Below are 12,605 nucleotides of genomic sequence, written 5' to 3' on the forward strand. Positions count from 1 at the left end.
CGTTGATTAGCGCGGAAAGGTTGGCGGATTGTCGGAGGATGGAGGAGGCGCGGATGCGCCAGCTATTGATGCAGGATGCAGTGCAGGCGTTGAAGAGTCTGGAGACGCATGGAGCACGCGACGCCCGCGAGGTCATGGCTGAAATCCGAACGAGGCGGGCCGCCGAGCGGGAAAAAAATGGGGAGGCCACTCGTGAATGACGAACGCAGACCCGCCATTGTTTTGTGTGCGCCGACCTTCGAAGCGCGACTCGTGGATATCGAACGCTATTGGCATCGGGTCGGGCATCCGGAGAGCTTCGATCGACTGTCGGCGCTGATCGATGACAAGCTCGTGCCTTTGCTTGCTCGCTTCCCGGCCATCGGACGTCACTTCCTGTCGCTCGTGGACGAGATGTTAGGGCCGATGGACCGCGCAGCATTGCGTGAAGTTGTATTCGACGACTACGTAGTCCTATACCGATTTACGGAAGAAACCGTGGAGCTTCTCACGCTTCGGCATACGAAGGAAACGCTGTTTAAACTGCCGGAGCAGTCCATCCCCTAACGATTTGGCGTAAAGACAAAACGCGTCGTGCCCTCACGACGCGTTCATCATCCTCTCGACATACCGTGCGATCAGATCAATCTCCAGATTGACCTTCTTCCCCGCAGCCAGCGCTTTAAGCGTCGTCACTTCGACCGTATGCGGAATGAGGTTGATTGAAAACTCGCAGCCATTGGCGCTATCGCTGACTGAATTGACCGTCAGACTGACGCCATTCACCGTCACCGAACCCTTATAAGCGAGATATTTGCCGATGTCTTTAGGCGCGACGATCCGCAACTCATGCGATTCCCCCACACGCTCGAATCGCGATACCGTGCCCAGCCCATCCACGTGCCCCGACACGAGATGCCCGCCCAATCGATCATGCGCACGCAGCGCTTTCTCCAGATTGACTTCCGCACCTGCGTCGCCCAAACCGACGGTTTTATTAAGGCTTTCGCGCGAGACATCGACATCGAACGAATCGGCGGTCTTTTGAATGACCGTCATGCACGCGCCCTGAATGGCGATGCTGTCGCCCAATTCGACATCAGCGAGATCGAGACCGCCTGCGGCAACGGTCAGACGCACGCCCGCTTCCGGCTCCGAACCCAGCGCCGTGACTTTCTCGATACGGCCCAGCGCCGTGACAATTCCTGTGAACATCGGATGCGTTCCTTTATGAGCGATGGATCAGCGCAACTCGTTCGTCACGCTCTTGGCTTCGGCGAAGCGCGCAAGAATGCGCAGATCGTCCCCAAGCCGGTCGATACGGTGAAACTTCAGATGCGGCCGCGCTTCCAGCGTCGCGGGCGGTGCGAAATCGAACATGCCGGGCGCGCTGCCAAGCAGACTCGGCGCGAGATAGATCAGCAGTTCATCGACGCAGCTTTCACGTATCAGCGAGCCATTGAGCTTGTGCCCGGCTTCCACATGCAATTCGTTGATGCCGCGATCTGCCAGTGCCGTGAGCATCGCGGGAAGATCGACCTTGCCATGTTCGTTGGCAAGCTCGATCAGCTCAGCGCCGCGTTCGCGCAAGACGTCGATGCGCGCCGGATCGGCGTCGGCGGAATGGAAAATCCACGTCGGCGCGCCATCCAGAATGCGCGCGTTTTCCGGCACGTCGAGGCGGCTGTCGATCAACACGCGCTGCGGCTGGCGCGGCGTATCGATCGCGCGCACGGTCAGTTGCGGATCGTCCTCACGCACCGTGCCGATGCCCGTCAGAATCGCGCAGGCGCGGGCGCGCCAGGCGTGGCCATCGGCGCGGGCGTCTTCGCCGGTGATCCACTGGCTTTCGCCCGATGGCAAACCGGTGCGGCCATCCAGCGTCGCCGCGACCTTCATCCGCACCCACGGACGCCGCCGCGTCATGCGCGACACGAAGCCGATATTCATCTCATGCGCTTCATTCGACAACAAACCGCATCGCACGTCGATACCCGCATCGCGCAACATGGTCAAACCGCGACCCGATACGGACGGGTTCGGATCTTCCATCGCGGCGATCACCTTCTCGACGCGCGCGTCGATCAGCGCGTGCGCGCACGGCGGCGTGCGGCCGAAGTGGCTGCACGGCTCAAGCGTGACGTACGCGGTCGCGCCGCGCGGGTCTTTTCCGCGCGCACGCGCATCCTTCAAAGCCTGCACTTCGGCGTGATCCTGACCGGCCGGTTGCGTAAAACCCATGCCGATCACTTCGCCGTTCTTGACCAGCACACAGCCGACGCGCGGATTCGGCGTGGTCGTGTACATGCCTTTCGATGCGAGCGCCAGCGCGCGCTCCATATGCGTGAAGTCGGTTTGCGAGAACATCGCGGCGGCCCGTGTGTGGCGGCGTTAAGCCGCGAGCGACGCGAACGCGCCGCGTGCCGCTTCGAGCGTCGCGTCGATGATGGCGTCGTCGTGGGCGCTGGAGACGAAGCCCGCTTCGAACGCGGACGGCGCGAAGTACACGCCGGCATCGAGCATCGCGTGGAAGAAGGTGTTGAAGCGTTTCGTGTCGCCTTGCTGGATTTGCGCGAAGCTCTCCGGAACCTGATCCATGAAGTAGAGGCCGAACATGCCGCCGATCGAATCGGCGGAGAAGGGCACCTTTGCGTCCTTCGCCACGCGGACGAGGCCATCGACGAGTTTGCGCGTTTGCTTCGCCAGATCGTCATAGAAGCCGGGCCGCTGAATCAGTTGCAGCGTCTTCAGGCCCGCAGCGACCGCGATCGGATTGCCCGACAGCGTGCCCGCCTGATACACACCGCCGAGCGGCGCGAGATGCGCCATGATGTCGCGACGTCCGCCGAACGCGGCCGCCGGCATGCCGCCGCCGATTACCTTGCCCAGACACGTCAGGTCCGGCGTGATGCCGTAGACCTGCTGCGCGCCGCCGAGCGCGACGCGGAAGCCGCACATCACTTCATCGAAAATCAGCACGGAGCCGTATTCGGTGCAGCGCTCGCGCATCGCGTTCAAAAACTCGGGCGTGGCGCGCACGAGGTTCATATTGCCCGCCACCGGCTCGACGATCACCGAAGCAATCTCATTGCCGAACGCCGCGAACGCCTCGTTCAATTGCTCGACGTTGTTGTATTCGAGCACCGTCGTATGTTTGGCGATATCCGCCGGCACGCCCGCCGAAGTCGGATTGCCGAAGGTCAGCAAGCCGGACCCCGCCTTCACCAGCAAGCTGTCCGCGTGCCCGTGATAACACCCTTCGAACTTGATGATGCGGCTGCGGTTCGTGAAGCCGCGCGCCAGACGCAGCGCGCTCATGGTCGCCTCGGTGCCGCTCGACACCATGCGCACCTGTTCGATCGACGGCACCAGCTTGCAGATTTCCTCGGCGATCTCGATTTCCGCTTCCGTCGGCGCACCGAAGGAAAAACCATTGGCCAGCACGCGCTGCACGGCATCAAGCACTTCAGGATGAACGTGGCCGACGATCATCGGGCCCCACGAACCGATGTAGTCGATATAGCGCTTGCCATCGGCGTCCCAGAAATACGGGCCTTGCGCGCGCTCGATAAAACGCGGCGTGCCGCCGACCGAGCGGAACGCGCGCACCGGCGAATTGACGCCGCCGGGAATGGTCTGCTGAGCGCGTTCGAAAAGAGCTTGATTCTTGGACATGGATGGAGGCCTGCGCGTGAAGTTGGATGCGCTCGCGCGGTTGGGACAGGGGCGCTTAAGACCGCCCGTCCGGCGCGAGAAAGATGCCTCAAATTGTACCGGAGTCGTTTCAAACGGTCCGCAGCGGCCGGGCGTTCGCTGTTCGTTCCCTGTTATTCGGGCCGCGCCGTGCGTGCGCGCCACAACTTTTCCAGCGCGCCCTCGGCCATCGGTTTGATCAGCATGCCGGACATTTGCGCATCCCACGTCTGGACGGAGAACGGATGGGCGCGCAGTTCATCGCGCGTGACGACGACCTGCTCGTGGGCATCGACGAGAAAGTCGTAGGTAAAGTCGATGCACAGCCGATAACCGCGTTTGCTGCCCGCATCCGGCACTTCGTAAGGCGCGCGCGTCACATAGCCCGATGCAAACACGCCCTTCGGCTCCTGCGATACGCGATGCACGAACACGCGATCCCGCGGCAGCAGGCCGCGCGCGGTGCCGCAGCCCCAGACATCGGTGACGGCTTCGCCTGCGGCGACGCGTCGCGCGAAGTCGGGCAGTTCGGGCCACGGCCACTTTTTGGGGCTCCAGATCAGCAGGAAAGCGGTCATTGCATCGTTAGACAGAGGAAAAAACCGAGCTTAGCGCAAGAACGAAACACAGGGCCGGATCGCGGAAAACCGTCGCGTACAATGCGAAAGCCTGTCAAAAAGCTTCTATCTCATATTCCATGTCCGACACCGCCCGCCGCAGCCCCGACGCCCGCCTGATCCTGTTGCTCGGCGCGCTCGCCGCGTGCGGCCCCTTGTCGATCGATATGTATCTGCCGAGCCTGCCGTCGCTGGCGGCGTCGTTCGGCGCGAGTCCCGCCGCCGCGCAGGGCACGCTTACCAGCTTTATGTTCGGCTTCTCGTTCGGCATGCTGCTGTACGGCCCGATGTCCGATGCCTACGGTCGGCGTCCGGTTTTGCTCGGCGGTATCGCGCTGTACGCGCTGGCGAGCATCGGCTGCGCAGTGGCGTTTTCGATCGATGCGCTCGTCTTCGTGCGCTTCCTGCAAGCGCTCGGTGCGGGCGCGGCGTCGGTGCTCGCCCGCGCGATCGCCCGCGACGCCCACGCGCCCGCCGACGCCGCCCGCGTGCTGTCGATGCTCTCCATCGTCACATCGATCGGACCGTTGCTCGCGCCGCTGATCGGCGGGCAATTGCTGCTGCTGGGCGGTTGGCGCGTGGTGTTTATCGCGCTGACGCTGTTCGGTGCGGTGTGCGCCGTGACGGCGTTTTTGCGCGTGCCGGAAACGTGGCCGAAGGAAAAGCGCGCAAGCGCGGCGGTCGGCAAATCGTTCGCGGCTTACGGCCACCTGCTGACCGATCCCGTGACCTGGGGCCACATGATGTGCGGCGGCATGGCCTTCGCGTCGATGTTCGCGTACATCACGGCGACGCCGTTCGTCTATATCGACTACTTCCACGTGAAGCCGCAGTACTACGGGCTGCTGTTCGGGCTGAATATCGTCGGCATCATCTCGTTCAATGTGATGAATACGAAGCTGGTCGGTCGCCTCGGCGCGATGAAGATGATTTCGATTGCCTCGTTCGTCAGCGTGGTGGCGGCGCTCGCGGTCGCGCTCGTCGCGTTGACGGGTTTTGGCGGACTGTGGTCGATCGTCGTCTGCCTGTTCTTCGTGGTCGGCGTGGTCGGTTTGCTGTCGGCGAATTGCACGACGGAGCTGATGCATCGCTATCCGAAGAACGCGGGCGCGGCCGCCGCCGTGTTCGGTGCGATGCAGCTTGCGTTAGGCGCGCTCGCCAGTCTCGCCGTCGGCCTGTTTCACGATGTCTCGCCGCATGGCATGGGTATCGTGATCGGCGTGTGCGGGGTGCTGACCTTCGCGGGGCGCACGCTGGTGCTGCGTTCGCATGCGGCGCCCGTGAAAGTCTGATCGAATCAAATCAGAGCGGCCCGATCTTCATCGCAAGGAAAGTAAAGGCCGCCGCTTCCGCCTGCGCGACGGCTTCCGGCTCGACGCCCGCGCCATGTCCGCCTTCGCCGGTTTCCTGATACCAGACATCCGCGTGGCCCTGCGCCTGCATCTTCGCGGCCATCTTGCGCGCGTGGCCGGGATGCACGCGATCATCCGTCGTTGATGACGTGAACAGCGCGGGCGGGTATTTCGCGTCCGCTTTCACGTTCTTATACGGCGAATAGTCGAGCAAATGGCGCAGATCGTCGGCATCGTCGGGATCGCCGTATTCGTCGATCCACGATGCGCCCTGCAAGAGCTTGTGAAAGCGCGTCATATCCAGCAACGGCACTTCCGATAACACCGCGCCGAACAACTCGGGCCGTTGCACCAGACACACGCCGGTCAGCAGACCGCCGTTGCTGCCGCCGCGAATGGCGAGTTGCTTCGCCGTCGTCACGCCGCTGTCGATCAGCGCCTGCGCGACCGCGATGAAATCATCGAAGGCGACTTGCCGGTTTTCTCGCAACGCCGCCTGATGCCACGCCGGCCCGAACTCGCCGCCGCCGCGAATATTGCCGACCGCGTACAAGCCGCCACGCTCCAGCCACGCGATGCCGGTGGTCGCATCGTAATGCGGGTCGAGCGCGATCTCGAAGCCGCCGTAGCCGTACAAGAGGCAAGGGCGCGCGTGCGTTGCGTGCTCCACTTCGCGGCCGATCAGCCAGTACGGAATGCGCTCGCCATCGGGCGCGGTGGCGTGACGGCGCACGGCGGAGAGGCCGGTTGCATCGAATTGAGCGGGCAGGCGGGCGAGTAGCGTCCACGGTTCATCGCTCGATAAGTCGGCGTGGAACAGCGACGGCGGCATCAGAAAATGTTCGACGTGGATGAGCACGGTGTCGTCGCGTTCGCCATCGATCGAATCGACCCAGCACTGGCTGGCTTCCGGCAGCTTGAATTCGCGCGCGTCCCACTCGCTTTTATCAGCCGATGGCGGCCGCATGAGCGTGACGCGCGGCGTGCCATCGTCCATTTGCGAGACGATCAGCCACTGCTTCGTGAAGTCGATGCCCGACAACACGCGCCGGTCGGACGGCTTGAACAACGCGGTGAACTCACGCGATCCGGCGAGAAACGCATCGCGCCGAATCACGCACAGCGCGCCCGGCGCATGCCGGCGGCCACCGACGTTCCAGTGCTTGCGCGGCGTAACGAACAGCCAGCCGTTCCAGTGATCGAGATCGACGTGCGTGGGCAGATCGTATTGCTGCCACGTGTTCGTCGATTCGTCGAGCCAGTAATTCAGCGTGTCGAAGAAGGACACCGCGCGCGAGGCGAGATGGAGCTTTTCCAGCGGATCGTAATCGACGCCGGCGGAGATATCGCGGCGTTCGCCTTCGAAGACGATGGGCGCATCCGCGAGCTTCGTGCCGCGCTTCCACTTGCGTGCGACGCGCGGCAGGCCCGACGTCGTGAGACTGTCGCTCTTTGCGTTGATCTTGCTGTCGTCCCAGCCGACGTACAGCGTATCGCGATCGATCCACGAGACATCGTGCTTGCCGACTTCCGACAGCGCGAAACCATCGTCGATAAAGCGCTTCGATGCGATATCGAATTCGCGGACGATCAGCGCATCCGATCCGCCCGGCGACAGCAGCACCAGCGCGCGATCCCACGTCGGATACAGCATGTCGAAGTCCGATAAAGCCCAACGGGTTTCATCGGCTTCATTGGTGTTGAGATCGAGCGCATCGACGTCGAGAATGAGTTCCCATTCGGGCGTCTGACTGGCGAGCCACGACGCCCACGGCGTGCGGCGCACGATGCCGAGCGGATGCTTGTCGTCCTGCCAGGTGTTATAGGCCCAATCGCCATATCGCTCGCAACTGACGATGCGCTCGTCCGACGTGTAGGCTTTTTCCAGCCGCGCAGCCAATGCGCGCGCGTCCGGCGTGCTGCCGAATGCGGCTTCGGTGCGGCGGTTCTGAGCATCGATCCAGCGCTGGACGTGGGCATCGTCGAGTGCTTCGAGGCCGATGAAAGGATCGGTTTCCCTGGCGAGAGGCCAGTTCAGGTCCGGGTGCGTATCGAGAAAAGTCATAGGGCGTAGCGGAATCGAAATGCAATACGCCGATTGTGCCAGCCGCCGCGTCCCCAATGAAAAACGCCACGGTGTGAGCCGTGGCGTTGATAAGCAAAGCTGTCCGCTTAAGCCATTAAGCCAGCCGTTCTTCCGACTTCGGATCGAACAACACGGCCTTCGATACATCGAACAACAGCGTCATATTCGTCAACGGCTGCGGATTCGATGCCGGGTGCACGCGCGACACGATGCGCTTGCCGTTCACTTGCGCGAACACCAGCGTGTCCGGCCCGGTCGGCTCGATCACATCGACTTTCACTTCGATCGGCTGCAGGCTCGCATCCGCGACGTTGTGCGCGCTGCGCGAATCGGTGATGCGCTCCGGACGCAAGCCGAGAATCACGTCCTGTCCGACCTTGCTGCGCAGCTTCGCTGCATCGAACGGCAGATTCAGCACCTTTTGCGACACACCCGTGTCGATCTGCAAGCCGACGCCCGAACCCGCATCCACCAGCTTGCCGGTGATGAAGTTCATCGGCGGCGCGCCGATAAAGCCCGCGACGAAAAGGTTGGACGGCGAGTCGTAGATTTCCTGCGGCGCGCCGAACTGCTGCACGATACCGTCCTTCATCACCGCGATCCGGTCGCCCAGCGTCATCGCTTCGATCTGATCGTGCGTCACGTACACGATGGTCGTGCCCAGACGCTGATGCAGCAGCTTGATTTCCGAACGCATTTCGATACGCAGCTTGGCATCGAGATTGGAGAGCGGTTCATCGAACAGGAACATGACCGGATCGCGGGCGAGCGCGCGGCCCATTGCTACGCGCTGACGCTGACCGCCCGACAACTGGCCCGGCTTGCGATCCAGCAAATGCTGAATCTGCAGCGTATCCGACACGCGATCGACGATCTTCTTCTGCTCGTCCTTCGGCACCTTGCGGATATTCAGCCCGAAGGAGATGTTGTCGCGCACGCTCATGGAAGGGTAGAGCGCGTACGACTGGAACACCATCGCGATATCGCGGTCTTTCGGCGACAGGTCGTTGACCGTCTTGCCGTCGATCATGATGTCGCCCTTGGTCACGGTCTCCAGCCCCGCGATCATATTCAGCAAGGTCGATTTGCCGCAGCCCGAGCCGCCGACGAGGATCAGAAACTGTCCGTCCTCGATATCGATATTGACGCCCTTGAGAACCGGCACCCCGTTCGGGTAGGTCTTGTACACGTCACGGATGGAAAGGCTTGCCATTGTGAATCCTTTATCTCTTAGTCGGAGCTTGTCCGCTCGTTGCCCGATTAACCCTTCACCGCGCCGGCCGTCAGCCCGCGCACGAAATAGCGTCCCGCGATCATGTAGACGAGAATCGTCGGCAGCGCGGCGATGATCGCGCCGGCCATATCGACGTTGTATTCCTTCACGCCCGTCGATGTATTCACGAGGTTGTTCAGCGCCACCGTGATCGGCATGGAATCCACGCCCGAAAACACGATACCGAACAGGAAGTCGTTCCAGATTTGCGTGAACTGCCAGATCAGGCAGACCATGAAAATCGGCAGGGAAACGGGCAGCAGAATCTTCGTGAAGATGGTGAAGAAACCCGCTCCGTCGATGCGCGCCGCCTTCACGAGTTCAGCCGGAATGCTCACGTAGAAATTGCGGAAGAACATGGTCGTGAACGCGATGCCGTAGATCACGTGCACCAGCACCAGACCGGTCGTCGTGTTCGACAGGCCGAGGTAGCCCTGCAGACGCGCCATCGGCAACAGAATGGCCTGGAAGGGGATGAAGCAGCCGACCAGCAGCATTGTGAACAGGCCGTCCGCGCCACGAAAACGCCAGTGCGTCAGCACATAACCGTTGAACGCGCCGACGAAGGACGAGATCAGCACGGCCGGAATCACCATGCGCACCGAGTTCATGAAGAACGGCTGCATGCCGTCGCAGCGCACGCCGGTACACGCTTCCTGCCACGCCTTGACCCACGGCGCGAAGGTGAAGTGCGTCGGCGGCGTCAGCAGATTGCCGGTGCGCAATTGGTCGAGATCCTTGAACGACGTGGACAGCATCACGTAGATCGGGAACAGGAAGTACAACGCGAACAGAATCAGCACCGCGTAGATCACCGCGCGGCTGATATTCATCTTAGGCTCCATTGCGGGTGCTCCTCGATTCCAGATACATGAGCGGCACGAGCACGGCGACGACGGTGGCCAGCATCATCATCGACGATGCCGCGCCTACGCCCAACTGGCCACGGTTGAAGGAGAACGTATACATGAAGATCGCGGGCAGGGACGATGATGTTCCCGGTCCGCCCGCCGTCAGCGCCACGACCAAGTCGAACGTCTTGATGGTGATGTGGCAGAGAATCAGCAGCACGGAGAAGAACACCGGGCGCATGCTCGGAATCACGATCTTGCGGTAGATGGTCGGCAGCGTCGCGCCATCGACCTGAGCGGCTTTGAAGATTTCGCCGTCCACGCCGCGCAAACCGGCGAGGAACAGCGCCATCACGAAGCCAGTCGATTGCCATACCGCAGCGATCACGACGCAAAAAATGGCCTTGTCCGGATCGCCGAGCCAGTTGAACGAGAAGCTCGTCCAGCCCCAGTCATGGAACACTTTTTCGAGGCCCAGACCCGGATTCAGAATCCACTGCCACGCGGTGCCCGTCACGATGAACGAGAGCGCCATCGGATAGAGGAAGATCGCGCGCAATGCGCCTTCGTTGCGGATCTTCTGATCGAGCAGGATCGCAAGGAAAAGGCCGAGCAACACGCAGATGCCGATAAACGGAATGCCGAACCAGCCGAGGTTGGCGGCCGAGGTCCACCAGACATCGTTGGCGAAAAGCTGTTTGTATCGGTCGAGACCGGCGAAGGTATAACGCGGCATCAGCCGCGATTCGCTCAGCGACAGATAACCGGTAATACCGATAAAGCCATACACGAAGACCAGCGCGATCAGAACACTGGGCGCGAGCACCAGCTTCGGGATCAGGCGGTCGGCGAGCGCCGCCGTCGCGGATGCTTGACGGGGCGTTTGGCGCGGTTTCTTGTCCGCGGTGATGGAGGCAGTCACGACTCGACTCCTGGAAGATGCGCCGGCGCATGGATGGTGTGATGCATCTCTTTGCGCGCTTGCGGCGAAGGACTATGCCGCGCTTTTTGAGCACGGCCGGCGCTTGATAGTGCGACCTTACTGATGCTTTGATGGCGGCACGGCGCGCTCAAACATGAACGCGCCGTGCAGACAACAGCCTTACTTCGTCTTTGCAGCGTTCGCGAGAGCCGTCACCGCGCTCTTCGAATCCTGCGACGAATTCATGAACTTCGTGACGACGTCGGTCATCGCGCCTGCGACAGCATCGCCCTGAGCCATGCCGTGCGCCAGCGACGGAACATAGCCGCCCGATTTGATCGCCGTCTGTTCATCAGCGTAGGACTTCTTGGCGCAGTCGTCGAACTTATCCATCTTCACGCCCAGACGAACCGGAATCGAACCCTTGTTCAGGCTGAACTGTTCCTGGAATTCCGGCGTCATGATGGTCTTGGCCAGCGCCAGTTGGCCCGGCGTAGCGGCCTTCTGATCCTTCTGCTGGAAGAACACGAACGAATCGACGTTGAAGGTGTAGGCCTTGTCCGTGCCCGGCACCGGCGCGCAGATATAGTCCGTGCCCGCCTTCTTGTTCGCGCCCGCGAATTCGCCCTTGGCCCAGTCGCCCATGAACTGCATGCCGGCCTTGCCCTGAATGACCATGGCCGTTGCCAGATTCCAGTCACGGCCGGTGCGGCCGCTGTCGAAGTAGCCCTGAATCTTGCGGACCGTATCGAACACCTGAACCATTTGCGGCGAGGTCAGCGTCTTCTGATCCAGATCGACGATGGCCTTCTTGTAGAAGTCCGCGCCCTGCGACAGCACCACGTCTTCCCACAGCGTCAGGTCTTGCCACGGCTGGCCGCCCATTGCGATCGGCATGATGCCTGCGGCTTTCATCTTGTCGGCGACCTGGAAGAACTCGTTCCAGTTGGTCGGCACCTTGCCGCCGGCCTTGTCGAGCGCAGCCTTGTTGATATACAGCCAGTTCACGCGATGCACCGAGAACGGCGCAGCGACGTAGTGACCGTCAGCGTGGATGATCTTGTCGATTTCCGGCGGCAGGTTCTTCTTCCAGTCACCCGCGACGGAATCGATCGGCACCAGCACGCCTTGCTCGGCCCATTCCTGGATCAGCGGACCCTTGATCTGCGCCGCCGACGGCGCGTTGCCCGAGATCACCTGCGTCTTCAGTGCGGTCATGGCTGCGGCGCCTGCGCCGCCAGCCACCGCGAAGTCCTTCCACTGATAGCCCTGCTTGGTCATGTCGTCCTTGAGGACGCCGACGGCCTTCGATTCGCCGCCGGACGTCCACCAGTGCAGCACCGACACCGCCTCGGCAGCCTGCACCGCCGACGCCGTTGCGCCGCACAGAAGACCTGCGGCGCATAGTGCGCCCATGAGCTTACGGACTTTCATTGTTTATCTCCTCCAGACACCTGAACAAGTAACGAGTGGCCCCTGATGTCACCAGGAAGCGGTGGTTGAAAACGGTCAAGCTATTGATGGCCGGGAACCGGCGGTGTCGGCGGGAATGAGGCGTGCGACGCTGCTCGCGCGAGCATTACGCACACCGACGCCGGTGCACCGATTCACGGCCGCACGGCGCTCAAGAGATGAGTGGGTTGAATCGCAACGACTGTCTCCTCTTTTGATTTTTGCCCGGACGCGGACTTGGCCGCCCACCGGACGCGAGGCTGTGCATGCTTCGGCTCCTTTGCGGCGCGACCCTCGCCAGAGCGAGCGGCCACAGCCTCCGATAACATGTCAGGGAAAACACGCAGAATCTCATTGACACCGCAATTTTTTCCCGTTTT

The 12,605-nt window shown here is 62.0% G+C and carries 11 protein-coding genes and 1 pseudogene; 3 read left to right on the forward strand and 9 right to left on the reverse strand.

The genetic code is table 11. From position 1 onward, the window contains the following. Both P7F28_RS23845 and P7F28_RS23850 read left to right on the forward strand, forming a co-directional pair. Nucleotides 1-200, forward strand: a pseudogene (locus P7F28_RS23845) (type II toxin-antitoxin system Phd/YefM family antitoxin); the annotation flags it as partial. After that, the gene (locus P7F28_RS23850) at nucleotides 193-546 is read left to right on the forward strand and encodes a type II toxin-antitoxin system RelE/ParE family toxin (RefSeq protein WP_277187235.1); all 354 of its coding nucleotides are present in this window, start codon (nucleotides 193-195) and stop codon (nucleotides 544-546) included. The pseudogene P7F28_RS23845 and the gene P7F28_RS23850, both read left to right, overlap by 8 nt. Before the next feature lie 33 nt (nucleotides 547-579). On the opposite strand, the gene P7F28_RS23855 is transcribed toward P7F28_RS23850, so the two are convergent. The 4 genes from P7F28_RS23855 to P7F28_RS23870 form a co-directional block, all read right to left on the reverse strand. Continuing rightward, nucleotides 580-1,194 (reverse strand): riboflavin synthase, encoded by a 615-nt coding sequence (locus P7F28_RS23855; RefSeq protein ID WP_277187236.1) that lies wholly within the window; start codon nucleotides 1,192-1,194, stop codon nucleotides 580-582. 27 nt (nucleotides 1,195-1,221) lie between these two features. Continuing rightward, complete coding sequence (gene ribD, locus P7F28_RS23860; protein ID WP_277187237.1) at nucleotides 1,222-2,346, reverse strand: bifunctional diaminohydroxyphosphoribosylaminopyrimidine deaminase/5-amino-6-(5-phosphoribosylamino)uracil reductase RibD; 1,125 nt, start codon at nucleotides 2,344-2,346, stop codon at nucleotides 1,222-1,224. 24 nt (nucleotides 2,347-2,370) lie between these two features. Beyond that, on the reverse strand, nucleotides 2,371-3,654 hold the full coding sequence (hemL, locus tag P7F28_RS23865) for a glutamate-1-semialdehyde 2,1-aminomutase (RefSeq protein ID WP_277187238.1): 1,284 nt from the start codon (nucleotides 3,652-3,654) through the stop codon (nucleotides 2,371-2,373). 152 nt (nucleotides 3,655-3,806) lie between these two features. Further along, nucleotides 3,807-4,250 carry a hypothetical protein gene (locus tag P7F28_RS23870; protein ID WP_277187239.1) on the reverse strand — a complete coding sequence of 148 codons (444 nt, stop codon included), beginning with the start codon at nucleotides 4,248-4,250 and terminating at the stop codon, nucleotides 3,807-3,809. Nucleotides 4,251-4,369: 119 nt separating this feature from the next. Between P7F28_RS23870 and P7F28_RS23875 the strand changes: the two genes are divergently transcribed. After that, a complete protein-coding gene (locus P7F28_RS23875; protein ID WP_277187240.1) occupies nucleotides 4,370-5,581 on the forward strand; it encodes a Bcr/CflA family multidrug efflux MFS transporter in 1,212 nt (403 codons plus the stop codon). A 10-nt stretch (nucleotides 5,582-5,591) separates the two neighbouring features. Here the strand turns inward: P7F28_RS23875 and P7F28_RS23880 are convergent, their stop codons facing one another. The 5 genes from P7F28_RS23880 to P7F28_RS23900 form a co-directional block, all read right to left on the reverse strand. After that, nucleotides 5,592-7,706, reverse strand: coding sequence for a prolyl oligopeptidase family protein (locus P7F28_RS23880; RefSeq protein WP_277187241.1), 2,115 nt, complete (start codon nucleotides 7,704-7,706; stop codon nucleotides 5,592-5,594). Nucleotides 7,707-7,821: 115 nt separating this feature from the next. After that, nucleotides 7,822-8,940, reverse strand: coding sequence for an ABC transporter ATP-binding protein (locus P7F28_RS23885; protein ID WP_277187242.1), 1,119 nt, complete (start codon nucleotides 8,938-8,940; stop codon nucleotides 7,822-7,824). A 47-nt stretch (nucleotides 8,941-8,987) separates the two neighbouring features. Then, nucleotides 8,988-9,845: a carbohydrate ABC transporter permease gene (locus P7F28_RS23890; RefSeq protein WP_277187243.1), complete on the reverse strand. Its 858-nt coding sequence runs from the start codon at nucleotides 9,843-9,845 to the stop codon at nucleotides 8,988-8,990. After that, nucleotides 9,835-10,773, reverse strand: a complete 939-nt coding sequence (locus P7F28_RS23895; protein WP_277187244.1) for a sugar ABC transporter permease — start codon at nucleotides 10,771-10,773, stop codon at nucleotides 9,835-9,837. Before P7F28_RS23895 ends, P7F28_RS23890 begins: the two co-directional genes overlap by 11 nt. Nucleotides 10,774-10,953: 180 nt before the next feature. Then, nucleotides 10,954-12,207 (reverse strand): ABC transporter substrate-binding protein, encoded by a 1,254-nt coding sequence (locus P7F28_RS23900; protein ID WP_277187245.1) that lies wholly within the window; start codon nucleotides 12,205-12,207, stop codon nucleotides 10,954-10,956. Nucleotides 12,208-12,605 lie beyond the last annotated feature (398 nt).

The organism is Caballeronia sp. BR00000012568055 (assembly GCF_029439455.1).
GTDB lineage: Bacteria > Pseudomonadota > Gammaproteobacteria > Burkholderiales > Burkholderiaceae > Caballeronia.

Excerpts from the sequence above, each read along its gene's own strand:
- P7F28_RS23875 (WP_277187240.1), top strand. The coding sequence starts at position 4,370 with ATGTCCGACACCGCCCGCCGCAGCCCCGACGCCCGCCTGATCCTGTTG.
- P7F28_RS23900 (WP_277187245.1), bottom strand. The coding sequence starts at position 12,207 with ATGAAAGTCCGTAAGCTCATGGGCGCACTATGCGCCGCAGGTCTTCTG.
- hemL (WP_277187238.1), bottom strand. The coding sequence starts at position 3,654 with ATGTCCAAGAATCAAGCTCTTTTCGAACGCGCTCAGCAGACCATTCCC.
- P7F28_RS23885 (WP_277187242.1), bottom strand. The coding sequence starts at position 8,940 with ATGGCAAGCCTTTCCATCCGTGACGTGTACAAGACCTACCCGAACGGG.
- ribD (WP_277187237.1), bottom strand. The coding sequence starts at position 2,346 with ATGTTCTCGCAAACCGACTTCACGCATATGGAGCGCGCGCTGGCGCTC.
- P7F28_RS23870 (WP_277187239.1), bottom strand. The coding sequence starts at position 4,250 with ATGACCGCTTTCCTGCTGATCTGGAGCCCCAAAAAGTGGCCGTGGCCC.
- P7F28_RS23855 (WP_277187236.1), bottom strand. The coding sequence starts at position 1,194 with ATGTTCACAGGAATTGTCACGGCGCTGGGCCGTATCGAGAAAGTCACG.
- P7F28_RS23880 (WP_277187241.1), bottom strand. The coding sequence starts at position 7,706 with ATGACTTTTCTCGATACGCACCCGGACCTGAACTGGCCTCTCGCCAGG.
- P7F28_RS23890 (WP_277187243.1), bottom strand. The coding sequence starts at position 9,845 with ATGGAGCCTAAGATGAATATCAGCCGCGCGGTGATCTACGCGGTGCTG.